The 22,968-nt window shown below is 69.2% G+C and carries 20 protein-coding genes and 1 pseudogene; 11 read left to right on the forward strand and 10 right to left on the reverse strand.

Annotation, left to right across the window (positions count from 1 at the left end; all coding sequences use genetic code 11):
• Positions 1–2: 2 nt before the first annotated feature.
• Complete coding sequence (locus HXX10_RS00370; RefSeq protein WP_296519680.1) at positions 3–275, forward strand: 2-hydroxymuconate tautomerase; 273 nt, start codon at positions 3–5, stop codon at positions 273–275.
• Positions 276–313: 38 nt separating this feature from the next.
• Here HXX10_RS00370 and HXX10_RS00375 read toward each other — a convergent pair whose 3' ends face one another.
• From HXX10_RS00375 to HXX10_RS00385, 3 genes are all read right to left on the reverse strand, one after another.
• Positions 314–730 carry a DUF6481 family protein gene (locus tag HXX10_RS00375; protein WP_296519355.1) on the reverse strand — a complete coding sequence of 139 codons (417 nt, stop codon included), beginning with the start codon at positions 728–730 and terminating at the stop codon, positions 314–316.
• Between the two features lie 160 nt (positions 731–890).
• Positions 891–1,910, reverse strand: a complete 1,020-nt coding sequence (locus HXX10_RS00380; protein ID WP_296519356.1) for a tripartite tricarboxylate transporter substrate binding protein — start codon at positions 1,908–1,910, stop codon at positions 891–893.
• A gap of 106 nt (positions 1,911–2,016) precedes the next feature.
• Positions 2,017–2,697, reverse strand: a complete 681-nt coding sequence (locus tag HXX10_RS00385) for a polysaccharide deacetylase family protein (protein ID WP_296519357.1) — start codon at positions 2,695–2,697, stop codon at positions 2,017–2,019.
• 244 nt (positions 2,698–2,941) lie between these two features.
• On the opposite strand from HXX10_RS00385, the gene HXX10_RS00390 reads away from it, so the two are divergent.
• From HXX10_RS00390 to HXX10_RS00410, 5 genes are all read left to right on the forward strand, one after another.
• Positions 2,942–3,862, forward strand: a complete 921-nt coding sequence (locus tag HXX10_RS00390; protein WP_296519358.1) for a LysR substrate-binding domain-containing protein — start codon at positions 2,942–2,944, stop codon at positions 3,860–3,862.
• An 82-nt stretch (positions 3,863–3,944) separates the two neighbouring features.
• Positions 3,945–4,790, forward strand: a complete 846-nt coding sequence (locus HXX10_RS00395; protein ID WP_296519359.1) for a VOC family protein — start codon at positions 3,945–3,947, stop codon at positions 4,788–4,790.
• Positions 4,791–4,934: 144 nt separating this feature from the next.
• Positions 4,935–5,792, forward strand: coding sequence for a fumarylacetoacetate hydrolase family protein (locus HXX10_RS00400; RefSeq protein WP_296519360.1), 858 nt, complete (start codon positions 4,935–4,937; stop codon positions 5,790–5,792).
• A 2-nt stretch (positions 5,793–5,794) separates the two neighbouring features.
• Positions 5,795–6,568 (forward strand): IclR family transcriptional regulator C-terminal domain-containing protein, encoded by a 774-nt coding sequence (locus tag HXX10_RS00405; protein ID WP_296519361.1) that lies wholly within the window; start codon positions 5,795–5,797, stop codon positions 6,566–6,568.
• Positions 6,565–8,187: a bifunctional 3-(3-hydroxy-phenyl)propionate/3-hydroxycinnamic acid hydroxylase gene (locus HXX10_RS00410; protein WP_296519362.1), complete on the forward strand. Its 1,623-nt coding sequence runs from the start codon at positions 6,565–6,567 to the stop codon at positions 8,185–8,187. The genes HXX10_RS00405 and HXX10_RS00410 overlap by 4 nt, the downstream gene beginning before the upstream one ends.
• A 204-nt stretch (positions 8,188–8,391) precedes the next feature.
• Here HXX10_RS00410 and HXX10_RS28925 read toward each other — a convergent pair.
• Positions 8,392–8,775, reverse strand: a pseudogene (locus HXX10_RS28925) (MarR family winged helix-turn-helix transcriptional regulator); the annotation flags it as partial.
• 263 nt (positions 8,776–9,038) lie between these two features.
• Here HXX10_RS28925 and HXX10_RS00420 point away from each other — a divergent pair.
• From HXX10_RS00420 to HXX10_RS00440, 5 genes are all read left to right on the forward strand, one after another.
• Positions 9,039–9,845 carry an ABC transporter ATP-binding protein gene (locus tag HXX10_RS00420; RefSeq protein WP_296519363.1) on the forward strand — a complete coding sequence of 269 codons (807 nt, stop codon included), beginning with the start codon at positions 9,039–9,041 and terminating at the stop codon, positions 9,843–9,845.
• The gene (locus HXX10_RS00425; protein ID WP_296519364.1) at positions 9,842–10,657 is read left to right on the forward strand and encodes an ABC transporter permease; all 816 of its coding nucleotides are present in this window, start codon (positions 9,842–9,844) and stop codon (positions 10,655–10,657) included. The genes HXX10_RS00420 and HXX10_RS00425 overlap by 4 nt, the downstream gene beginning before the upstream one ends.
• Positions 10,658–10,660: 3 nt before the next feature.
• Positions 10,661–12,112, forward strand: coding sequence for an amidohydrolase family protein (locus HXX10_RS00430; protein WP_296519365.1), 1,452 nt, complete (start codon positions 10,661–10,663; stop codon positions 12,110–12,112).
• Positions 12,113–12,164: 52 nt separating this feature from the next.
• Positions 12,165–13,229, forward strand: a complete 1,065-nt coding sequence (locus tag HXX10_RS00435) for an ABC transporter substrate-binding protein (RefSeq protein WP_296519366.1) — start codon at positions 12,165–12,167, stop codon at positions 13,227–13,229.
• A 172-nt stretch (positions 13,230–13,401) separates the two neighbouring features.
• Positions 13,402–14,610: a Xaa-Pro peptidase family protein gene (locus tag HXX10_RS00440; protein ID WP_296519367.1), complete on the forward strand. Its 1,209-nt coding sequence runs from the start codon at positions 13,402–13,404 to the stop codon at positions 14,608–14,610.
• 139 nt (positions 14,611–14,749) lie between these two features.
• On the opposite strand, the gene HXX10_RS00445 is transcribed toward HXX10_RS00440, so the two are convergent.
• The 6 genes from HXX10_RS00445 to HXX10_RS00470 form a co-directional block, all read right to left on the reverse strand.
• Positions 14,750–15,916, reverse strand: a complete 1,167-nt coding sequence (locus HXX10_RS00445) for a mandelate racemase/muconate lactonizing enzyme family protein (protein ID WP_296519368.1) — start codon at positions 15,914–15,916, stop codon at positions 14,750–14,752.
• Between the two features lie 220 nt (positions 15,917–16,136).
• On the reverse strand, positions 16,137–18,437 hold the full coding sequence (locus HXX10_RS00450; RefSeq protein ID WP_296519369.1) for a xanthine dehydrogenase family protein molybdopterin-binding subunit: 2,301 nt from the start codon (positions 18,435–18,437) through the stop codon (positions 16,137–16,139).
• 38 nt (positions 18,438–18,475) lie between these two features.
• A complete protein-coding gene (locus HXX10_RS00455; RefSeq protein WP_296519370.1) occupies positions 18,476–18,991 on the reverse strand; it encodes a gluconokinase in 516 nt (171 codons plus the stop codon).
• Entirely contained in the window at positions 18,988–20,367 is a 1,380-nt protein-coding gene (locus HXX10_RS00460; protein WP_296519371.1) for a GntP family permease, read from the reverse strand. The genes HXX10_RS00455 and HXX10_RS00460 overlap by 4 nt, the downstream gene beginning before the upstream one ends.
• A gap of 184 nt (positions 20,368–20,551) precedes the next feature.
• Positions 20,552–21,535 carry a caspase family protein gene (locus HXX10_RS00465; protein ID WP_296519372.1) on the reverse strand — a complete coding sequence of 328 codons (984 nt, stop codon included), beginning with the start codon at positions 21,533–21,535 and terminating at the stop codon, positions 20,552–20,554.
• 413 nt (positions 21,536–21,948) lie between these two features.
• Complete coding sequence (locus HXX10_RS00470; RefSeq protein ID WP_296519373.1) at positions 21,949–22,908, reverse strand: D-2-hydroxyacid dehydrogenase family protein; 960 nt, start codon at positions 22,906–22,908, stop codon at positions 21,949–21,951.
• Between the last annotated feature and the right edge of the window lie 60 nt (positions 22,909–22,968).

The raw sequence follows: 22,968 nt of genomic DNA on the forward strand, positions 1-22,968 counted from the left end.
GGATTTCTTCCGCACCGCGCACGGTACGGCCGTCGGAGCATCAGCCCTCACTTGTCGCAGGGCCACCCGCAGAAAGGAACAGCATGCCCGTCGTCACCGTCGAGATGTGGACCGGCCGGTCGCAGGCGCAGAAGCGCGCGCTGGTGCGCGCCATCACGGACGCCATGGTGGCGCATGCCGGGGCCAAGCCCGACAACCTGCACGTGATCATCCACGAGGTGCCGAAGGAGAACTGGGCGCTCGCCGGCGTGATGGGCGACGAGCGCAAGGATTGAGGCGCGGCGTCGCGACGCGGCGCCTCCAGCCGACGGCCTCAATAGCCGCGCCGGCGTTCCTTCTTGGCCGCCTTGCGGGCGGCGTAGCGGGCGTCGCGCGCCGCCTTCTGCTCGGCCTTGAGGGCAGCCTCGGCCTCGGCGGCCGCAGCAGCCTCGATGGCATCGCGTTCGGCCTTCTCGGCGGCGGCCTTGGCAGCGGCCTCGTCGGCTTCCTTCTTCAGCTTTGCGGCGATCTCGGCGTCCCGGGCGGCCTTCTCGGCCGCCTCGGCCTCGCGCTTGGCGCGGGCGGCGTCGCGCTCCGCCTTGCGGGCGAGGCGCTCGGTCTCCATGGCGGCGCGGCGTTCCTCCAGGGCCGGATCGGCCACGGCGGTGCGGAATTTTTCCAAGAGGGCCTTCTTGGCGGCGGCGGCGTTGCCCTGGCGGTCCTGAAGCTCGGTGTCTCGGAAGCGGCTCATTCAATCTCCGGTCGCATGGCACGGGCCGATCCGAGGCGCCTCGCCCCGTCCTCCGGCCACCATGGTGTCTGGCGTGGAAGCGGTTGATATAAGCCGACAGCGCTCCGCCTTCAACGCCCGTCACGGCGATTCGGGCACGTCAGAGATGCAGAGCAGTGCCTTATTCGACCCGGGCGCCGGAAATCTTGACGAGGTCGGTCCACTTCGCCACCTCGTCGCGGCCGAAGGCCGTCAGGGCCTCCCCCTCGAGGGGCAACTGCTCGACGCCCTGGGCCTGGAGCTGGGCGGCGACCTCGGGATTGCCGAGCACGCGGCCGGTTGCCTCGCGCAGCCGCGTCACCACGGCGTCGGGCGTGCCGGTCGGCGCGTATAGGATGAACCAAGCGACCAGGTCGAAGCCCGGAAAACCCTGCTCGATCATGGTGGGGACGTCGGGAGCCGCCATGCTGCGGCGGGCGCTCGAGGTCGCGATGGCGCGCAGCGTGCCGTTCTGGACGTGCGGCATCACGGCGGCCGGATGGTAGAACATGAACTGCACCTGGCCCGAGATGACGTCGGAAACGCCCATCCCGCCCTCCTTGTAGGGAACGTGGACCATCTTGGTGTCGGTCTTGTTCTTGAGAAACTCGCCCGCCAGGTGGCCCGAGGTCCCGTTGCCCGCGGAGGCGAAGTTGATGCCGTCCGGCCGCGATTTCGCCAGGGCGACCAGGTCCGCCACGCTGCGCACCGGCGTGCTGGCCGAGACGACCAGCAGGGTCGGCGTGTAGCCGATCAGTGCGATCGGCACGAAGTCCTTGAGCGGATCGTAGGGCAGACGCGGGAACAGGCCGGCATTGATGGCGTGGGTGCCGACCGTGCCCATGGTGAGCGTGTAGCCGTCGGCCGTGGACTTGGCGACCGCGGCCGTGCCGATGGCGCCGCCCGATCCGGGCCGATTCTCGATCACCACCGGCTGGCCGAGATCGGCCGCAAGCGCGGTGCCGACCAGGCGGGTGACGATGTCGGTCGTAGTGCCGGGTCCGAACGCCACCACCATGCGGACGAATCGCGACGGATAGGTCTGCGCCCGTGCCGCGTCGGGCAGGCCGGCGAGGGTCACCGCGGCGAGGGCGACGGCGGCGAGGCCAGTTGCGAAGGATTTGGCGAGAGGTCGAATGGGGGCGCGGAACGGCACGGACATGGGGCGGCTCCTTGGGCGACCGGGTGGGCGGATTCTTGTCCGCCTCGGCAGGCGATTTGGCTTTGGGCAGGCGGCGCCGCCCCGATCGGCTCGACGTCAGGTGGTTTCAGCAGTCGGCCGGCGCGACGTCCGGCAGGTCGGACTCGGACATATAGGCGTCGGACAGGTGCACGGGCGTGCCGGTCCGCATCAGCACGACATCCTCGGGAAAGTCCTGCCGGTACTCGACGCCGAGGTCGTCGAGCCGGTCGAGAAGCTCGGATAGGTGCGGCAGGCAGGCGCCGACGACGTCGTGCAGGACCACCACGGTCCAGTCGCGGGCGGTGACGTCGGCGATGCAGCGGTCGACCCAGCCGTCCGGGTCGCACCAGTCGCGCGGCACGCTCGACCACAGGATGCACGAATAGCGCTGCGCCTGCAGCAACGAGACGGCGGCGCGGCTGAGCAGATGCGGGCCGATGCGGCCCGACTTGCCGTAGGGCCGAAACAGCTTGTCGGGATGCGCCAGCGTCCCGATCAGCGCCTGGGTGTCCTCGATCTCGTGGGCCGCATAGGCGGCGTCGGTGCGCTCGCCGAGCGCGACCGAATGCGTGAAGGTGTGATTGCCGATCCAGTGGCCGGCCGCATGCGCCTCGCTCGCCAGGGCGGCGGCCGCGGGGGCGCGCAGCTTCTGCCCGATCACGAAGAAGGTCGCCTGCAGCCCGCGCCGGGCGAGGATGTCCAGCACGCCCGCGGTGACGCCCGGGGTCGGTCCGTTGTCGAACGTGAAGGTGACGCGTCGGGTCACGGGCTGGTCCGCGGGCTTTGCCGGTTGGGCCGGCGAAGGGTCGGCCGTGCCGGGCGAGACAGGGCCCCGACCATAAGAGCCTTCGCCACAATGACAAAATGAATAGCCCGCATCACCAACATAGACACTGTCTATCGATCGTGCGACGGACCGTAAGGTGACGCCGATGCGAGCCCGCGTCCGCGAGGCTGCACCGTGCGGCCATGAGCGCGCATCGAGCGCGCGACGAGGAGGCGAGTGAACCATGGAGCTCAGGCATCTGCGCTACTTCGCGGCGCTCGGCGAGCGCCTGAGCTTCACGCGGGCGGCCGCCCAGGTGCACGTCACCCAGCCGACCCTGTCGCACCAGATCCGCCAGCTCGAGGACGAGCTCGGCGTGCGGCTGTTCGACCGGATCGGCAAGCGCGTGGTGATGACCGAGGCCGGCGAGACGTTGCTGCCGGGCATTGCCAAGGCTCTCCAGGACATCGACCAGGCGGTCCGCCTGGTGCGCGGCGACCCCGAGCAGATCACCGGCACGCTGCGGGTCGGTGCCGTCCACAGCGTCAATCTCGAGCTGATGCCGCGCTGTGCTGCGATGTTCCTGGCGCGGCACCCCGCTGTCCGCCTCGTCATCGAGGATCTCGCCGCACCCGTGATCGAGACGCGGGTTTGCGATGGTGCGCTCGATGTCGCCATCGCCTACGAGCCGGTGTCCGGCGGACCGATCGCCTTCGAGCCGCTCTACGAGGAGGAGCTCGCCCTCGCGGTGCCGCCGAGCCACCCGCTCGCGGCGCGCAAGCGCCTGCGCATGAGCGAGCTGCATCGCCTCCCCGTGATCCTGCTCACCCGCAGCTTCGCCACGCGCCGCATGCTGGACGGCTGGTTCGAGGCCGCCGGGGCCGAGCCGGCCGTCGTGGTCGAGATGAACACCATCGGCGCCATGCTGGAGATGGCGCGCCGCTCCGGCATCGCCGCGGTCGTGCCGGCGCGGGCCATCAGGGGCACCGACCTGAGCGCCGTGGCCCTCGAAGGCCCGACGCCGCGCCGTATCCCCGGCCTCCTGTGGGTGCACGGGCGCGAGCGGCCCGCCGCCCCGCGCTCCTTCGCGGCGATCGTCCGCCGCGCCGTGCGCGATGCGGCTGCTGTCCGCGAGGGACGCCGCCGCGACCGGACTCCACCCTGAAACAAGGCATCGCCTTGCAGTTTATGAGAAGTCGGATATCATTCTGGTATAGAATTATCAAAAAATCATAATGGAGGAAGAGATGCTCACAGCCGTCCAGGCCGGCGCCTATCTGCATCACCTGCATCTGTACACCCCGGATCCGGCCGGCCTTGCGAGCTTCTATGCCGAGGTCATGGATATGGCCGTGGTCGACCTGCAGTCGGGGCCGCGGGGCGGCACCTTCATGCTGGCCGGGCCGGGGCGCCGCCTGATCCTGAGCGACGGGCCGGCCAAGACGCTCGGCCATGCCGGCTTTGCGCTGCGCGACCAGGACGGGCTCGACGGCCTGTGCGCCCGGGCGGAGGCGCACGGGCTGGCGCCGACGCCGATCGTGACGCCGCTGTTCGGCCCCGGCGCCTTCGCCGTGACGGACCCGGACCACAACACCATCGTGTTCGGCCTCGCCCAGCCGGAGCCGCCGCGCCGCGGTCTGCGCGGGCCCGTCCAGCACCTGACGCTCGCCACCAAGAGCGTGCGAGCGATCGAGGGCTTCTACGCGGAAAAGCTCGGTTTTGCGGTGGCGGACCGGGTGGTCGACGCGACCGGCCGGGTGACCACCTGCTTCATGCGCGGCAATCACGAGCACCACAACCTCGCCTGCTTCCTGCAGGACCGCGCCGGCATCGACCACCACGCCTACGAGGCCGGCGAGTGGGACACGATCCGCGACTGGGCCGACCGCTTCGCCGCGCACGGCGTGACGCTGATGTGGGGCCCGGGCCGCCATGGGCCGGGCAACAACCTCTTCATCTTCATCGAGGATCCGGACGGCAACTGGATCGAGGTCTCGGCCGAGCTCGAGGTGATCCACGATCGCCCGGTGAAGGAATGGCCGCACGAGGAGCGCACCCTCAATCTGTGGGGTCGCGCCATCATGCGGTCGTGAGACCAAGCCCACCCTCGTCCTGAGGAGCGGACCGAAGGTCCGCGTCTCGAAGGACGGGGGCGGCCACATGCTTCGAGACGCCCGCTGCGCGGGCTCCTCAGCATGAGGCCGTGAGAGTCATGTGAGAGCGGTGAGGCAATCCAAATGAAATTCGTCTCGTTCACGGCGCAGGGGCGCCGCAGCTTCGGCGTCGTCGTCGGCGCCGGCGTGCACGATCTCGGCGCGCGGCTCGGCGCCGTCGTGCCGGATCTCAAGACCTATCTGCACGCACTCTCGCTCGGCATGCACTTCGCCGACCCGTCGGGCACGACCGACTTCGCCGCCGGCGAGTTCGGCTACGATCCGGTGATTCCGAGCCCGACAAAGATCCTCTGCGTAGGCCACAATTACGAGGAGCACCGGCGCGAGACCGAGCGCGCCCCGACCGCCTATCCCTCGATCTTCGGGCGCTTCGCCGACACGCTGATCGGCCACGAGGCGTCGATCGTGCGGCCCGCGGTGTCGCAGGCGCTCGACTACGAGGGCGAGCTCGCCGTGATCGTCGGCCGGCCCGGCTGGCGCGTGCCGAAGGACAATGCACTGGCCCTGGTCGCCGGCTATACGGTCGCCAACGAGGCCTCGGTGCGCGACTGGCAGCGCCACACCATCCAGTTCACGCCGGGCAAGAACTTTCTCGGCACCTGTCCACTCGGCCCCGCGCTGGTGACGCCGGACGAGGTCGACGGGCTCGATCACCGCGCCATCACCACGACGCTGAACGGGCAGGTGGTGCAGAAGGCCGTGCTGGGCGATATGATCTTCTCGATCGCCGAGATCATCGCCTATGTGTCGGCCTTCACGCCGCTTGCGCCGGGCGACGTGATCGTCACGGGCACGCCCGGCGGTGTCGGCTTCAAGCGCGAGCCGCAGCTCTTCATGAAGCCCGGCGATATCGTCGAGGTCGCGGTCGAGGGCATCGGGCACCTGCGCAACGGCGTCGTCGACGAGACCGGAACCACGTGACCATGGTGGGGCTCGCACGCTTCGTCCGCATCCTGCGCCTGTTCGACGAGGAGCGATGCGTCTGGACGGTCCCGGAGATGGCGTCGGCGCTCGGGCAGCCGGCGAGCAGCGTCTACCGGGCGGTGCGCGAGCTGGTCGCGGCGGCGTTTCTCGAGCCGGCGACCGAGGCGCATTACCGGCTCGGCGCCGCCTTCGTCGAATTCGACCGGCTGGTGCGGCTCACCGACCCGCTGATGCGCCTGGGCGAGCCGCGGCTGGCCGATGTCGCCCACCAGGCCGGCGTGCCGTGCGCCGTGCTGCTGGCGCGGCTCTTCGGCGACACCGTGATGTGCGTCGCCGACACGCGTACGGGTGCGCTGCCGCGGCGGCCGAGCTACGAGCGCGGCCGGCCGATGCCGCTGACCCGCGGCGCCACCTCGAAGACGATCCTGGCGCAGTTGCCGGCGCGCCGGTTGCTGCGGCTGATCGCGCGCATCGAGGGCGAGGCGACGCCGCTCGCGCAGATCACCGAATTGCGCGACATCCTCTCGGTGATCAGGAAACGCGGCCACTGCGTGAGCCGCGGCGAGATCGACGACGGGCTCGCCGGTCTCGCCGTGCCGATCGCGGTTCCGGAGCTCGGCATCGCGGCGAGCCTCAGCCTGGTGGTCGAGGCCGCCCGGCTCGACGCCGGGCTCGAGCACCGACTGGTGCTGATGCTGTTGGCCTCGGCCTGCCTGCTGGTCGATCAACTCGGCGCATCCACGGGCGGCGTGGCGGGCACGGGGGCGTCATGACGGCGCTCGCCTGCGACGTCGCCGTGGTCGGCGCCGGGCCCACCGGGCTGACGCTCGCCAATCTGCTCGGCCGCGCCGGCGTCTCCGTCGTGCTGGTCGAGCGCAACGAGGGTACGGTGCGCGAGCCGCGCGCCGTCTCGATCGACGACGAGTCGCTGCGCACCCTGCAGGCCGCCGGGCTGATCGATGCGGTGTTGCGCGACGTCGCGCTCGACTACGGCTCGCGCTATTTCGGCCCGGACGGGCGGCGATTCCTCGCCGTCGAGCCGACCAGCCGCGAATACGGATTTCCCAAGCGCAATGCCTTCGAGCAGCCGCGGCTCGAGGCGACTCTGCGGGCCGGCCTCGCACGCTTTTCCAATATCGCGACCCTGTTCCGCCATGCCTGCGAGAGTGCGGCGGAGGATTCTTCCGGCGTGACGCTGACGCTGCGCGATCCGGACGGCGCGCCGGTGTCGCTGCGCGCCCGTCACGTCGCCGCCTGCGACGGCGGGCGCAGCATGTTTCGGAAAATCGTCGGCGCCACCATGGCGGGCTCGACCTACCGCCAGCGCTGGCTGATCGTCGATCTCGGCGCAACGAAAGAACGGCTGCGCCAGACCCGGGTGGTCTGCGACCCCGCCCGCCCGCTGATCACGCTGCCGGGCCCCGGCGGCATCCGCCGCTACGAGGTCATGCTGCGCGACGACGAGGACGACGCGGCGGCGACCGACCCGGCTTTCGTAAAAAGCCTGCTCGCGGCGCACGGGCCCGACGCCGATGCGCCTGTCGTGCGCCGGCAGGTCTACACCTTCCACGCTCGCATCGCCGACCGTTGGAATTCGGAGCGCATCTTTCTCGCCGGCGACGCTGCGCATCTGTCGCCGCCCTTCGCCGGGCAGGGCATGAACAGCGGGCTGCGCGATGCCCACAATCTCGCCTGGAAGCTCGCCGCCGTGACCAGGGGAGAGCTGTCGCCGGGCCTTCTGTCGACCTATCAGGTCGAGCGCGCACCGCACGCCTGGGCATTGATAAAACTCGCCGTGACCATGGGCCGGGTGATGATGCCGACCTCGCCCCTGCAGGGCGTGCTGGTGCGCAACGGCTTCCGGCTCGCCGGCCTGGTGCCACCCGTGCAGGCCTGGTTCGCCCAGATGAAGTACAAGCCGAAGCCGTTCTACCGCGACGGCTTCGTGGTGGCCGACGACGGCGGCCTCGGCGTCGCCGGCCGCATGCTGCCGCAGCCGGAGCTGGAGCGGCTGGACCGCAGTCGCGGCCGGCTCGACGATCTTTTGGGCGACGGGTTTGGACTGGTCGCGTACGGCGCTGGCGCGCCGGCGCTGCTCGCCGCGGCGGCCGACGTCGAGTTCGGGCTGCCAAACCTTCGTCGCGTGGCAGTGCTGCCGGCCGACCAGACTCCCGATCCCGACCCCTCGGACGTGCCGACCGGTCGCGACGTCGCCGGCCTCTTGGCCGGCTGGCTACCGCCGGGCCGGGACGTGCTCCTGGCCGTCCGGCCCGACCGCTACGTGGCGGCGGCCTGCGTCGCCGCGCCCGGCGCCACGGCTGCGCTGGGGACCACGCTTCGCGGCCTGATCGACCGCTGCGCCCTCGTCGGCCCGGGCGGTCAGACGCCCTGAGCGCAGCTCCGCCCGGCGAGCCGGCTTCGGCGCCTCCTCGACGGCGACCAGCAGCTTGGCCAGCAGTGTCGCCAGTTGCCGCCGCTCGGCCGGTGCCAGAACGGTCAGCACTCCGTCCACGCCGGCAAAATGGTCGGCGATCGCCCGGTCGGCGACGCGCTTGCCGGCCGGTGTGAGGCGGATCAGGGCGCCCCGGCGGTCGCTCGGGTCCGGGCGCCGCTCGATCAGCCCGAGCGCCTCGACCTTGTCGATGCGATTGGTGATGGCGCCCGAGGTGAGGAGCGATTCCGCCAGCAGGTCGGTCGGCCGCATCTCGTAAGGCTTGCCCGAGCGCCGCAGCGTGACGATGACGCTGAACGCCTCCCAGGAGAGGCCGAGCGGCCCCAGCCAAGAGTCGGTCTGCCGCAGCAGATGGGCGGCGAGCCGCATGATGCGACCCTGCACGCCGACCGGCGAGGGATCGATGTCGGGCCGCTCGCGTCGCCATTCGGCGAGCAGGCGTTCGACGGAGTCTGAAAGGTCGGTGGTCATGTCAGCCGTCGCGCGATCGATCCGGAGCGCCGTCATGCGCGGGCTCGACCCGCGCATCCATCGGAACGACGAAGAAGGGTCGTCGTCTCGAAGTGATGGATCGCCGGGTCGAGCCCGGCGATGACGCCGATCGTTCAGGCTTCCGGCGCGGCGGATCGGCGTATGCGACTGCAGACATCACGAGCCCTCGATTGCGGCACTTCGCCTGCATAATGAGCTTGACGAAGGGCCATTGCAAATGAAAAGCTCAACGTTAAGATACTTAACGTCAATGGATCTGCGACACCCGCAGCTCCGGTCCGACCTGCGAGCTCCCCGCAATGGACATCATCGTCGAGAAATTGGTGCAGGTGTGGGACGACGGCGGCGCCGGTGTGCGCGCGCTCGACGGCATCGACCACCATTTCAAGTCCGGCACGCTCACCTGTCTGCTCGGCCCGAGCGGCTGCGGCAAGAGCACGCTCGCCCAGATCGTCGGCGGCATCGAGACGGCGACCTCGGGCACCATCCGCATCGTCGATCCGGCGAACCCGTCGCTGCCGCCGGCGCGGCCCGGCGAGCGCTCGGTGATGATGTGGCAGTCGCTCAATCTCTTTCCTTGGCGCAACGTGATCGACAATGTCGCGTTCGGCCTGGAGATGGCCGGCGTGGCACGGGACGAGCGCTACGACCGGGCCCGCGCGCTGATCGCCTCGGTCGGCTTGAAGAACTTCGAGGAGAAGGCGTGCAGCCAGCTCTCCGGCGGCATGCGCCAGCGCGTCGCGCTCGCCCGCGCCCTGATCATGGACCGGCCGATCCTGCTGATGGACGAGCCCTTCGCGGCGCTCGACGCGCAGACCAAGATCGTCATGCAGGAGGAGCTGACGCGCATCTTCGAGCGCATGCGCAAGACCGTGCTGTTCGTCACCCACGCGATCGACGAGGCGATCCTGCTCGGCGACGAGGTGGTGGTGATGACGGCGCGGCCCGGCCGCATCAAGGAGGTCATCAAGATCGACCTGCCGCGGCCGCGCACCCAGGAACTCGTGAACACCCACGAGTTCGGCGAGCTCTACGACCGCATTCTTCATTTGATCCGCGAGGAGGTGCTCAACGCCATGCGTCAGCAAGACGAGGCGATCGCATGAGCGTGAGCGCGCGTGCGAGAAGCGGTCGACCGGCGAGAAAGCGCCGCGACCCGTTGTGGCTGCGGCTGTTGCCGTCGCTCTCCGTGGTGCTGTTCCTGCTGCTGTGGGAGATCGCGGTGCGCGGCGGCGACATCGCGCCCATCATCCTGCCGGCGCCGTCGAGCGTCGCCCGCTATCTGGTCGCCATGATCGCCGACGGCTCGCTGCCCTGGAATCTCGCCGTCACCTTCATGCGCATCATGGCCGGGTTCCTGGTCGCCGGCGTGCTCGGCGTGCTGGTCGGGGTGCTGATGGGCATGTCCAAGGTTCTGGAGCGTGTGATCGATCCGTGGATCGCCGCGCTCTATCCGTTGCCCAAGATCTCCCTGATTCCGTTGCTGATCATCTGGCTCGGCACCGGCGAGGCCTATATCCTCACCATCAGCGCCATCACGGCCTTCTTCCCGGTGGTGATAAGCACCTATGCGGGCATCCGCCAGACCAGCCAGGAGCTGGTCAAGGCGGCCCGCGATCTCGGCGCCAACACGCGGCAGGTGCAGATGAACGTGGTGATCCCGGCCGCGATCCCCAGCATCTTCGCCGGGCTCCATCTCGGCATGGGCGTCACCATCATCCTGGTGGTCGCGGCCGAGATGATCGGCGGCTCAAACCAGAGCGGCATGGGCTATCTGCTGATCCGCTTCGGCCAGGTGATGGAGACCGAGAAGGTGTTCGCCAGCCTGGTGGCGCTGGCGGTGTTCGGCGGCGTGATCATGAAGGCGCAGGGCGCGATCGACCGCTGGGTCGCTCCCTGGGCCGTGGGAAAGAGCTGAGACATGGCCCGCATCCTGATCAACAACGGACTGGTGGTCACGGTCGACCGCGACCGCAACGTCTTTCCGGGCGGCGCCGTGCTGATCGCCGATGGCCGCATCGAGAAGGTCGTGCAATACCTCGACGTCGCGTCGCTGCATGGCATCGACGAGGTGATCGACGCCGACGGCTGCCTGGTCATGCCGGGCCTGATCAATCTGCACCAGCACCACTGGTATGTGCTGTTCAAGGGGCTGGCCGACGGCCTGCTGCTGGAGGACTGGATCACGGATCTGGTCTTCCCGCTAGTGTCGCGGCTCTCCGACGAGGCGATGCGGGTCGCGAGCTTCCAGTGCGGCATGGAGATGCTGGCGACCGGCACGACCTGCTCGCTCAACCACTCGGTCACGGTGACGCGCCCCGAGACCGTGAAGGCGATCATCGCGCCGCAGGCCGAGCTCGGCATCCGCCAGATCTTCGCCAAGGAGCTGCGCTGCCGCAATGCCCGCTTCACGGCGCATCCGCTGTCGCTCGACGAGTCGCTTTTGGCATTCGCCGAGGAGGCGCGGCGCTGGGATGGCACCCATGGCGGCCTCGTGCGCATGGCCATGGTGATCGAGGCGAACGCCCACTGGACCGCGTCTGGCATGAGCACCGAGGAGCTGATCGTCCGCGGCTATGCGCTCGCCCGCGACCTCGACCTGCGCATCTCCAGCCACATCGCCGGCGGCACATTTTCGCTGGAGAAGGGCTTCCTCAAGCATCTGCGCGAGACCGGTCGCACCGACGTGCGCTACCTGATGCAGCTCGGCGTGCTCGACGAGCGCTGGATTCTCGCCCACTGCATCCATTGCACCGAGCTCGATCTCGAGCAGATGGCGCATGTCGGGGCGAGCCTGGTCTACACGCCGACCAGCGAGGCGATTCGCGGCGGCGGCATCGGCCCGGCCGCCAACGCCTCGCGGCTCGGCATCGTCACGGCGCTCGGCACCGACGGGCCGATGGTCGACTACACCGACGACATGTTCGAGCAGATCAAGGCCTGCGTGCTGTTCCAGCACCAGCGCCACCTCGACCCGACCCGCATCTCGGTCGAGCGCGCCATCGAGATGGCGACCATCGAGGGGGCGCGTGCTGCGGGGCTGGAAGCCGAGATCGGCTCGCTGGAGCCGGGCAAGCGCGCCGACATCGCGGTGTTCGACATGCGCCGGCCCCATGTCGGTCCGCTGCTGCGGCCGCTTTCCGCCTTCGTCTGCGCCGGCAAGGGGTCCGACGCCAAGGTGGTGCTGGTCGACGGCGAGGTCGTCTATCGCGACGGCGTGTTCAGCCATGGCCCCGACCCGCACGAGGTGCTACGCGAGGCCGAGGCGATCGGGCGCAGCATCGTCGAGAGCGCCGGCCTGTCGTCGCGGCTCGCCTCGGCGTGGCCGGTGACCGAGCCCGCTGCGCCCGCCGTACGGCGGGTCCCGGCGTGACAGTGACGTCTGCAGCAATCCACTTTGAAACGATCCATCGAAGGAGGCGGTCATGAAGGCGTCAGGCTTGATGATGGCGGTCGTCGGCGCGGTGCTGTCGCTCGCAGGACCGCAACTCGCGGGACCGCAGGCGGCGCGCGCCGCCGACGTGGTGAGGGTCGGGGAGGGGCCGTTCATCACCGGCGGCGGCTTCCTGGTCGCCGAGCAGAAGGGCTACTTCAAGACGGTCGGGATCGACGTCGAGAAGCGCATGTTCATCGACGGCCAGCAGGCCGTGCCGGCGCTGATCGCCGGCGAGCTCGACCTCACCTTCATGACGGCCAATGCCAGCCTGTTCAACTCGATCGCCCGCGGCGCGCCGCTGGTGGTCATCCTCGACCGCGGCAACAACAAGGCCGGGCGTGGCTACACGGTCATCAATGTCAGCAAGGACATGGCCGCCGCCGGGGTGAGGACGCTCGCCGATCTCGGCAAGCTGAAGGGCAAGAAGATCGGCGTCAGTGGCACGGGCAGCATCAATCAATATGTGTTCTCGCTGGCGTTGCAGCGGGCTGGGCTCGATCCCCGCAAGGACGTCACCTGGGTCACCAACGTGCCGCAGCCGGATCTCATGAAGATGCTGGGCCAGAGCCAGATCGACGGCACCGACCTCGCCTATCAGTTCGGCTTTTTCGCCGAGAAGAACGGCTGGGGCCCGATGATCGCCACCGGCGACACCATCGATCCCGACGGCACCATCGGGGTGTTCGCGACCCGGCAGGCGCTGGTGCGTGAAAAGCGCGACGTGCTGGTGCGTTTCGCCATGGCCTATCTGCAGGGTGCGAAGGAGTTCAACGCCGCCGCCGCGGCGCCCGACCAGCATCCCGACATCGTCGACATCCTGGCTCGCACCACGGCGCTGCAGAAGCCAGAGACCGTCAAGGCGATCGCGCCGTTCTGGTCGTACGTCAACGAGGACGGCCAGCCGAACGTCGCCTCGATCATGAAGATGCAGGACTACTGGGCCGACTATTACGACTTCGTCGAGAAGAAGGTCTCGGCCGAGCGGTTGTTCGACCTCTCCATCGCCAAGGAGGCGGTGGCGCGGCTCGAGAAGGAGAAGCCGTTCTCGAAGTGAGGCACGGCCGGGGACGTATCGCGTGTTGTTACGCCCTCATTCCGGGGCGCGGGTTGAAAGTCCGCGAGCCCGGAATCCATATTCACAGGCCGGGGTTATGAATTCCGGGCTCGCCGCTTCGCGGCGTCCCGGAATGACGTGTGAGAGGAAGTCGGGCTCAGAGGAGGCATTCATGCCGACCGTCTCCGAACTACACGCGGAGCTGAAGTCACGCTTCGGCGATCTGCTCGGCGCCGACTATCCGCACTTCTCCGATGCCGAGATGCAGCGGCGCGAAAAGATCGTCGCCGAGATGATGGCGGCGAACGGCCTCGATGCGCTGATCGTCGCCGAGGCGATGCGGGCCGGCACGGCGACCGGCTGGATCACCGGATGGCCGGTGACGGCCGAGGCCGTCACCGTGATCGTGCCGGGCACGCCGCGAAAGATGTTCGTGCAGCACTACAACCATCTGCCGCTCGCCAAGAAGCTCGCCCGGAGCACCGAGGTGCTGTGGGGCGACCGCAGCGCCGTCGCCCGGGCGGTCGAGACGATCGGTATAGCGACGAGCGACCTCGCCATCACGGGGCGCGCCACCGTCGGCGTCATCGGGCGCTTGCCATATGCCGAGGGCGAGCGGCTGGCGTCGCGGTTTCGCCTGCTCGACATGAACCGCGCCTATGCTCAGGCCCGGATGATCAAGTCACCCGAGGAGGTGCGTTGGCTGGAGCTCGCCGCCGGCCTCACGGATATCGCCGTCACGGCGCTCGCCGAAGGCGCGCGGACTGGGCTGAACGAGCGCGAGCTCGTCGCGCTGGTGCAGGGCGCGTATCTGTCCACCGGCGGCACCAATTTCATCCACTACGTCCACACGGCCACCATGGATGCGCCCGACGTCGCGGTGCCGCGTCAGTATCCGTCGGGCCGCGTGCTGACGGTCGGCGACGTATTGAGCTGTGAGCTCTCCGTCGACTATTGGGGCTATACGGGGCAGGTCCTGCGCACCTTCTTCATCGGCCGCGAGCCCAATGCGCTCTATCGCGAGCTGCATGCGGTGGCGGACGCGACGCTCGACGCCGTGCTGGCGCGGGTAAAGCCCGGCACGCATGCGCGCGAGCTGGTCGAGGCCTCGCGCGGCATCGAGGAGGCCGGTTTCACCGTGATCGACGACCTGGTGCACGGCTATGGCGGCGGCTATCTGCCGCCCGTGCTCGGCACCGCGAGCCGTCCGTCGGCGACCATCCCGGATCTCGTGCTCGAGGCCGGCATGGCGCTGGTCGTCCAGCCCAACGTCGTCACCCGCGACGGCAGGGCCGGCGTGCAGACCGGCAATCTGGTGCTGGTCACCGACGACGGATTCCGTACGCTGCAGCAGTTTCCGCGCGGGTACAGGGTGGTGTGATGAGCTGGTCATTCCGGGGCGCGGGCCAAAGGCCCGCGAGCCCGGAATCCATACTCACAGACACCGTGGTTATGGATTCCGGGCTCGCTGCTTCGCAGCGCCCCGGAATGACGGAATCCTTCAGTAGGCTCGCCCGGCTTCACCTCTTCACGGCGTACTTCGCGATCTTGGCTTCGTCGGCGGCGATGCCCATGCCGGGGCCGTCGGGCAGCACGATGGCGCCGTCGACGAGACGCATCGGCGCGGCGATCAGGTCGTCCTTGTAGTAGATGCCGCCGACGCGCTCGCCCAAGAACTCCACAGGCGTCGACACCGGCACGACGCAGGACAGCACCACGGCGGGCGCCGCCGCGGCGAGTTGAATATTGGCGAGATTGCCGATGCCGGTCTCGACCGAGCCGTTGACGTTGCAGATGATGCCGGCGGCGCGGCAGACCGCCGCGACCTCCATGGCCTTGAACAGACCGCCCGGCTTGGTGGTGTAGATCGACACGATCTGGGCGGCGCGCTTCTCCACGATCTGGATCACGTCATGGGCGTTCCAGGCGCTCTCGTCGGCCATCACGGGGGCGTCGATGGCGCGCGCCACCTCGGCCAGCCGTTCGATGCCTTCGACCGGCTGCTCGAAATACTTCAGCTCGCAGTGCTCCATCTTTCTGAACGTGCGGATCGCCTCGCCCGGCGTCGCATAGCCCTGGTTGGCGTCGACGCACAGCGTCGTCTTCGGGCCGACCGTGTCGCGGATGCGCTTCACCATCTCGACGTCGCGCTCCGGATCGACGCCCACCTTGATTTTTATGGTGCGAATGCCCTCAGCGACAACCTTCGCCACCTCGCGCTCGGCCTCCTCGAAACCGAGGAGCCCGATCGAATGCGTCACCGGGATTGTTTTGCGCGCGGCGCCGCCGAGCAGGCGGTGCACCGGCAGGCCGCACTGCTTGCCGGCGAGATCCCAGGCGGCGAACTCGACGGCTGCCTTGGCGTAGGGAAAGCCCTTGATGATGCGGTCCATGCGGGCATGCAGGTCGATGATGTCGCCGGGCAGCGCGCCCGTGACGGCGGGCGCCAGATAGGCCTCGATCACCTGCATGGTGGTGCCGGGGCTCTCGCCGAAATAGCGGCCGAACTCGCCGCCCCAGTCCTTCAGGGCCGGCGCCTCGCCCCAGCCGATGCGGCCGTCGCGGTCCGTCATCTTCACCAGCACATAGCCGCCGATCGGCTCGGTGAGGCCGGTCCATTTGTGCTCGCGCCTTGTGGGCAGGGCGATGTGCACGAGGTCGACGGAGGCGATGGGAGAGTCGGTCATGGGTTTCGCGGTGTGGTTGGCGGGGCGCAGGGCGGGAGCGGCAGCATAGGGGTGGGGGCGGGAGGGTGCAAACGTGGGGGCGCGGCGTCACCCATGCTCCGGTCATTCCGGGCGAGGCTGCGTCAGCAGCCGAGACCCGGAATCCAGCCGCACAGCGGGCGCCAGCGCACGGGGCTGGATTCCGGGTTCGCGCCGTTCGGCGCGCCCCGGAATGACGACATCATTCTGTCTCGGTCTCCGCCTCCTTGATCATCTGCCACACGCGCTGGGGCGACAGCGGCAGCGCGCACGGCTCGATGCCGAGATACGACAGCGCGTTCGCGACCGCATTGGCGATGACGCCGCCGACCGGGATGATGCCGCCTTCGCCGCCGCCCTTGGCGCCGAGCGGATTGCCGGGCGCGCGCACCAGATCGATCGCCTGCGCCGAGATCGGCGGCACGTCGGCCGCGGTCGGCAGCAGGTAGTCGGCGAGCGAGGCGGTCAAGAGCTCGCCGTCGTCGTTGTAGACGAGCTCTTCCAGCAGCGTGCCGCCGAGCCCCTGGACGATGGCGCCGACCGTCTGGCCGTGCAGGGTCGCCGGATTGATCACCCGCCCGACATCCTCGACGGCGACGTAGGAGATCACCTGCACGTGCCCTGTCGCGGGATCGACCGCGACCTGCGCAGCATGGGCGCCGTAGCTGTAGGCGCGGGCATTGGCCGCGAACGTGCCCTCGGCGTCCGGCACGCCGCCGGCGAGATTTTTCAGCGCGATGCTGCGGCCGTCGGGAGCGCGCACGATCTCGTCGTCGAGTGTCAGCTCCTCAGCTTTGCATCCTAGCTTTTCGGCCGCCGTGGTGCAGATGGATGCTCTCAGTATCTCGGCCGCCGCCAGCACGGCGGAGCCGCCCATCACCACCGAGCGCGACGAGTAGGAGCCGAAGCCGTCGCGCACCGCGTCGGTCGAGCCGTGGACGACGCGGGCGATGGCGGCGAGCGGCCGCTCCAGCGCGTCGGCGGCGATCTGCGCCATCACGGTCTCGAGCCCCTGGCCGAGGGCCGACGAGCCGACATGGACGCTGACGCGGCCATCCTGTTCCAGCCGCAGCATGGCGTTTTCGCGCGGACCCGGCGAGCCTCCCTCGAAATAGCAGCCGACCGCGATGCCGTGCCGGCGGCCGTCGATCAGCGCGCCTTGCAGCGCGGTCTTCTCGGCCCAGCCGAACTCTTTCAGGCAACGTGCGAAGGTCTCGGGGTAGTCGCCGCTGTCGCATTCGGAATCGAGGCCGAGCGGCGTGACGGTGGAAAGTCGCCACGGCATCTCGTCTCGGGTGACGAGGTTCCTGCGGCGGAATTCCACCCGATCGAGGCCGAGATCCTTGGCAGCCATGTCGATCAGCCGTTCGCGCAGGAAATCCGGCTCGAACCGGCCGGGTCCGCGGTAGGTGCCGACCGGCGTCTTGGTGGTGAGCATCAGGTCGACGTCGAGCGCGACATCGGGAATGCGATACGGCCCGGCCAGGAACTGGGCGAGGCTGCGGGCCGGGGTGGCGCCGGTGGTGCGCACATAGGCGCCGAGGTCGATGCTGGCGTGGCCGCGCAGCGCCAGCATGGTGCCGTCGCGCATGCAGGCGATCTCCAGATCACACTCCATCTCGCGCGCATGGTTGGTGGCCAGAAAATGCTCGCGGCGGTCCTCGATCCACTGCACCGGTCGCGCCAGCGCCTTGGCGGCGAACGGGATCAGAAAGTCTTCCGGATAGAACTCGCCGCGCACCCCGAAACCGCCGCCCACGTCATCCTCGATGAGCGTCACCGCGTCCTCGGCCAGGCCGAGCTGGGCAGCCAGGATGCGCCGGTTGGCGGACGGAACTTTCGCCGCGCCGTGCACCGTGAGACGGCCGGCCGCGGCGTCCCAGTCGGCGAGCAGGCCGCGCGGCTCCATCGGCATCGCGGTGTGGCGGTGAATCCGGAACGTTTCGCGGCGGGTGTAGTCGGCGCGCGAAAAAGCCGCGGCGGCGTCGCCGCGCAGGCCGTGCAGCGTGCCGGCCCGGTTGTCGGGGATTTTCTCGAAGAGCTGTGCCCGCATGTCGCGCGCCGCCGCGATGCTGGCGATGGCCGGCCGCGCCTCGATATCGAGCCCGACCAGCTCGGCCGCGTCCTCGGCCAGTGCCGCGCTTTCGGCGACGACCAGGGCCACCGGCTCGCCGACATAGCGGACATGGTCGCTCGCCAAGACCGGTTGCGCGGCGCGCACAAAGTCGGGCGAGGAATCCTGCCGCAGCGGTATTTTGGGAACGGCGCCCAAGTCGCGAACAATGTCGGCGGCGGTAATGACGGCGTGCACGCCCGGCGACGCGCGGGCGGCCCCGGTGTCGACGCCGCGCAAAACGCCGTGGGCGAGCGGGCTTCGCACCAAAACGGCGCACAACCGTCCGGGCACGGCGACGTCGCCGACATACTTGCCGCGGCCCGTGACGAAGCGGCGGTCCTCGAGGCGCGGAACGGGGCTGCCGATCAGGACGTTTTTCAGGGCCATGCGGGAGGCGGGCGCGAGGACAGGGCGCCCACCATGGATCACGCCGCCGGCGGCGACAAGCCGGGCTGCGCGATCCGGCCGAGCTTGCCCAAAATGTCGGCGACGATCTCGCCGGGGGTGCCGGCGATGTCGACCGTGAGGGCGCCGGCCGGCTCCTCGAGGGCCGCGAACTGGCTGTCGAGCAGCTTTGGATTCATGTAGTGGCCGGTACGCGCGGCGAGGCGTGGCCCGATCACGGCGGCCGATCCCTTCAGGTACACGAAGGTCACATCGTCGCGCGGCGCGAGGATGTCGCGATAGACCTGCTTCAGGGCCGAGCAGGCGACGACGCGGTCGACGCCCTCGCGTTCCCAGCCCTCGATGGCGGCCCGCAGCGCGTGCAGCCACGGCCAGCGGTCGTCGTCGGTCAGCGGGATGCCGGCCCGCATCTTCTCGACATTCTTCGGCGGGTGAAAGCCGTCGGCATCCGAAAAGCCGCAGCCGAGCCGTTCGGCCAACAGGAGCCCGACCGTGGTCTTGCCCGACCCCGAGACGCCCATCAGCACGACGATCATGGCGATGCTCCGGTTCCGACGACGGCGGCGAGCAGCAGCGTGAAGCAGAAGGCCGACACGGCGAGAATTGTCTCCAGCGCCGTCCAGGTCTTCAGCGTCTGCTCGACCGACATGTTGAAATACTCCTTGATCAGCCAGAAGCCGCTGTCGTTGACATGCGACAGGATGATCGAGCCGGCGCCGGTGGCGAGCACCAGCAGTTCCGGCCGCACCGTGCCCGGCACGGCGGCGGCGATCGGGGCGACGATCCCGGCCGCCGTGGTGAGCGCGACGGTCGCCGAGCCGGTGGCGACGCGGATCACCGAGGCGACCACGAAGGCGAGGACGAGCAGCGGCACCTGGAGCTGCAGGGCGAGGTCGGCGATCGCCTTGCCGACGCCCGAGTCGAGCAGCACGCGGTTGAAGCCGCCGCCTGCACCGATCACCAGCAGGATGGTCGCGGTCGGCGCGAGGCAGTCGGTCGTGAACTTCAACAATTGGTCGCGGTCGAAGCCGCGCCGCACGCCAAAAGTCCAGAAGGCGACCAGCAGGGCGACGAGCAGCGAGATCACCGGGTTGCCGATGAAGTTCAGCGTGTTGCGCAGCGGCGTGCCGGCCGCCAGCGTGAGGTCGGCGAGGCTCGATCCGACCATCAGGATCACGGGCAGCAGGACGGTGAAGACCGAGACGCCGAAGCCGGGAAGGTCTTCACGCGGCTGGCCGACGAGCTGCTCGGCGAGCGGATTGTGCTCGGGCAGTTTTATGCGCGGCGAGATCCATTTCCCATAGATCGGGCCGGCGAGGGCGGCCGCCGGCAGGCCGACGATGATGGCGTAGATGATGGTCAGGCCGACATCCGCCTTGAAGGCGCCGACCGCCAGCATGGCGGCCGGATGCGGCGGCACGATGCCGTGCACGATCGACAGGCCGGCGACCAGCGGCACCCCGACCATGATCAGCGACGTGCCGGTGCGCTTGGCGATGGCGAACACCAGCGGCACCAGGAGGACGAAGCCGACCTGGAAGAACACCGGCATGCCGACGATGAAGGCGACGAACATGATGGCCCAGTGCACCCGCTTCTCGCCGAACAGGTCGATCAAGGTCTTGGCGATGCGTTCGGCGCCACCGGATTCGGCCAGGAGCTTGCCCAGCATGGTGCCGAGCGCCACCACCACGGCGATGAAGCCGAGCACTCCGCCGACGCCGTTCTGGAACGACGTCACGATGGTCGGCAGCGGCATGCCGGCCGCCACGCCCATGGCGAGCGAGACGACGATCAGGGCGATGAAGGGGTTGAGCTTGAACCGCGCGATCAGGACGATCAGGGCGACGATCGCGAGAAAGGCGTAAAGGAGCAGGAGCTCTCCGTTCGCCAAAGCGGTCGCGGATGGCATCGTGTCGCCTCCTCCTGCACCGGGACGCAATCCCGGGCGACAAGGCGGAGAGAGACGTCTCCGGTCCGGCCAGGATGCGCGCCTTGTCGTTTGACGACATGATGCGCGTCCGGGGACCGGGCGCAAGAATTTCGACGGAACGGAAACTCGCCGCGGGCCTTGCGCGGCTGCAGAACGCCTCGGCTCAGCGGGCGCTCTGCCGGGTCGGGCCGGGCTCGGAGGCCTGGGCGAACGAGAAGTCGTCCGTCATGGCCGAGAACACGGCCGGCACCTGAGTGCCGCCGGTCGCGCGGGCGACCGTCACGCGGGTGCGGTTGAACACCTCCTCGACCGTCAGGCCGGGGGCGCGGATCTGGGCGATCAGCTCGCGGGCGAACACGCTGGTATCGCCGTTCTCCTGGTCGGCGACCTTGCCGGGGGCGACCGCGTAGAGCACCAGGGTGCCTTCCGGGCCGGCGATCGGGGCAAGCCCGCTGGAGAAGCCGCGCAGCCGCCGCTCGAACGGGTTACGGCGGGCGGCGTCGACGATCACCAGCTTGCGCACGGCGCCGCGGGTGTTCATCTCGGCGACCAGCGGCTCGAGGCCGACGCCGTCGCGGCGCACGTCCTCCGGCCGCCAGATCTGGGCGCTGACCGGGACGAGATAGTTCTCGCGGCCGACCTGCAGACCGTGGCCGCTGAAATAGACGAGCGCCGTGGCGCCGGGCGTGATCTTCGCCTCGAAGCGCTGGATGGCGCGCTCCATCGCCTGCTTGCTGAGATTCTCGCCGAGCTCGACGTCGAAGCCGCGGGTGCGCAGCTCGCCGGCGACTGCCCGGGCGTCGTTGATGGGGGCCGCGAGCGGCGCCTCGCCGTCCGGATAGGCGCCGTTGCCGATCACCAGCGCGAGGAGCGGACCCGCGACGGCGGTCTCCGCCGTGCTGGCGACTGCGACGGGCGCTGCCGCCCCGGTGGCCGGCGCCGCCTGCTCGGGGCTGCCGCCCCGCGCGGCCACGCGCCGCTCGTCCGTGCCGGCGTTTCCGCGGCTCGGGGCCAGGGCCAATCGGGTGCCCATCTCGGTGCCGGGCTCGAACTGTTGTCCGACCGCGGTCCGGATGATTTCCGCCGAAACCAGCGTCAGGCTCACAAATGCGAGCGCCGCTGCCCCGGCGAATTTCACTGTCCGCATGATCCCTCCAACTCGTCTATGGAGGGCGACATACAGACAAGCCGGACGGATGGCAAGCTTTAATGAATTTTGACAGGAATGGGGCATGGCGTCGTCGTCGCGTCCATCGTGTCGTGATCAAGTGTATCGATGTATAAATACGTTCTAACTGGTTAAAGTACGTTGTGGAGAATTTACTATACAGAATTATGGCAGTTGACCGGATCTCGGTACAATTCCGTGTGACGAGATGTCTGTGCGTGTTGCCTCCGCCGTCGCGTGAGCGGCTGTCGACCGTAAACATGAGGGGCGCGCGAGGCTTGTTGCACTGCAGCACGAGCCGGCGGCGCCGGCTCGCGGGGCCGCGGGGCCGCAATGCAGCCCCGCCAGGTCGGACGATGCGGTTGGAGGCCCGGGCGGAGCCGGGCCGATCCTCAACCGCCCAGCACCCGCACCGGCTTGCCGTCCAGGAAGGCGCGGATGTCCTCGACCATGTCGCGGAAATAGAGGGCGTAGTTCTGCCGTGTGACGTAGCCGAGATGCGGCGTGGTCACCACGCTGTCGAGCGTGCGGAAGGGATGGTCGGCCGGCAACGGTTCGATGTCGTAGACGTCGAGCCCGGCGCCGCCGATCTTTCCGGCCGTCAGGGCGGCCAGCAGGGCCGCCTCGTCGACGATCGGGCCGCGCGAGGTGTTGATCAGCAGTGCGTCCGGCTTCATCAGGCCGATCTCGCGGGCCCCGACCAGACCGCGCGAGCGGTCCGAGAGCTGGACATGGATGGTCAGGATGTCGGCGCGGGCGAACAGCTCGTCCTTGGACACCAGGGTGGCGCCGGCGGCTTCGGCCTTCTCGGCCGTCAGGTTGGGGCTCCAGGCGACCACGGGCATGCGGAACGCCTGGGCGATGCCGGCGACCCGCGTGCCGAGCTTGCCGAGCCCGAGAATGCCGAGGGTCTTGCCCTCGATGTCGTCGCCGACCGTCGCCTGCAGCGGCTCGCCGGCCTTCATGCGGGCGTTCTCGAAGCCGATCCGCCGGGTCAGCTCGAGGATCAGGCCGAACACGATGCCGATGGTCGGGTTGCCGAAGCTGGCGGTGCCGCACACCGTGATGCCGCGCTCGCGCGCCGCCGCAAGGTCGATCGCCCGGTTGGCCTGGCCCGTGGTGATCAGCAGCTTCAGGTTCGGCAGCGCCTCGACCATGCTGCGCGGGAACGGGGTGCGTTCGCGCATCAGGCAGACGATCTCGAACGGTTCCAGGGCTTTCTGGGCGGCGGCGGGGGATCCGAACGGCGCATTGAACACCGTGACGTCGACGTCGCCCGTGACGGGCGACCAGTCGGCGCTGGACAGCGCCACCTTCTGATAGTCGTCGAGGACGGCGCAGCGCACGCGCATGTGTCGGAACTCCCTTGTTCGGAAAGAGAACGAACGGCCGGTCCGCGAGCTAGCCCGCGG

Source organism: Rhodoplanes sp., assembly GCF_013377085.1.
GTDB lineage: Bacteria > Pseudomonadota > Alphaproteobacteria > Rhizobiales > Xanthobacteraceae > Rhodoplanes.

Coding starts and splice junctions, on each gene's coding strand:
- HXX10_RS00375 (WP_296519355.1), bottom strand. CDS start 730: ATGAGCCGCTTCCGAGACACCGAGCTTCAGGACCGCCAGGGCAACGCC.
- HXX10_RS00380 (WP_296519356.1), bottom strand. CDS start 1,910: ATGTCCGTGCCGTTCCGCGCCCCCATTCGACCTCTCGCCAAATCCTTC.
- HXX10_RS00390 (WP_296519358.1), top strand. CDS start 2,942: ATGGAGCTCAGGCATCTGCGCTACTTCGCGGCGCTCGGCGAGCGCCTG.
- HXX10_RS00395 (WP_296519359.1), top strand. CDS start 3,945: ATGCTCACAGCCGTCCAGGCCGGCGCCTATCTGCATCACCTGCATCTG.
- HXX10_RS00400 (WP_296519360.1), top strand. CDS start 4,935: ATGAAATTCGTCTCGTTCACGGCGCAGGGGCGCCGCAGCTTCGGCGTC.
- HXX10_RS00405 (WP_296519361.1), top strand. CDS start 5,795: ATGGTGGGGCTCGCACGCTTCGTCCGCATCCTGCGCCTGTTCGACGAG.
- HXX10_RS00410 (WP_296519362.1), top strand. CDS start 6,565: ATGACGGCGCTCGCCTGCGACGTCGCCGTGGTCGGCGCCGGGCCCACC.
- HXX10_RS00420 (WP_296519363.1), top strand. CDS start 9,039: ATGGACATCATCGTCGAGAAATTGGTGCAGGTGTGGGACGACGGCGGC.
- HXX10_RS00425 (WP_296519364.1), top strand. CDS start 9,842: ATGAGCGTGAGCGCGCGTGCGAGAAGCGGTCGACCGGCGAGAAAGCGC.
- HXX10_RS00430 (WP_296519365.1), top strand. CDS start 10,661: ATGGCCCGCATCCTGATCAACAACGGACTGGTGGTCACGGTCGACCGC.
- HXX10_RS00435 (WP_296519366.1), top strand. CDS start 12,165: ATGAAGGCGTCAGGCTTGATGATGGCGGTCGTCGGCGCGGTGCTGTCG.
- HXX10_RS00440 (WP_296519367.1), top strand. CDS start 13,402: ATGCCGACCGTCTCCGAACTACACGCGGAGCTGAAGTCACGCTTCGGC.
- HXX10_RS00445 (WP_296519368.1), bottom strand. CDS start 15,916: ATGACCGACTCTCCCATCGCCTCCGTCGACCTCGTGCACATCGCCCTG.
- HXX10_RS00450 (WP_296519369.1), bottom strand. CDS start 18,437: ATGGCCCTGAAAAACGTCCTGATCGGCAGCCCCGTTCCGCGCCTCGAG.
- HXX10_RS00455 (WP_296519370.1), bottom strand. CDS start 18,991: ATGATCGTCGTGCTGATGGGCGTCTCGGGGTCGGGCAAGACCACGGTC.
- HXX10_RS00460 (WP_296519371.1), bottom strand. CDS start 20,367: ATGCCATCCGCGACCGCTTTGGCGAACGGAGAGCTCCTGCTCCTTTAC.
- HXX10_RS00465 (WP_296519372.1), bottom strand. CDS start 21,535: ATGCGGACAGTGAAATTCGCCGGGGCAGCGGCGCTCGCATTTGTGAGC.
- HXX10_RS00470 (WP_296519373.1), bottom strand. CDS start 22,908: ATGCGCGTGCGCTGCGCCGTCCTCGACGACTATCAGAAGGTGGCGCTG.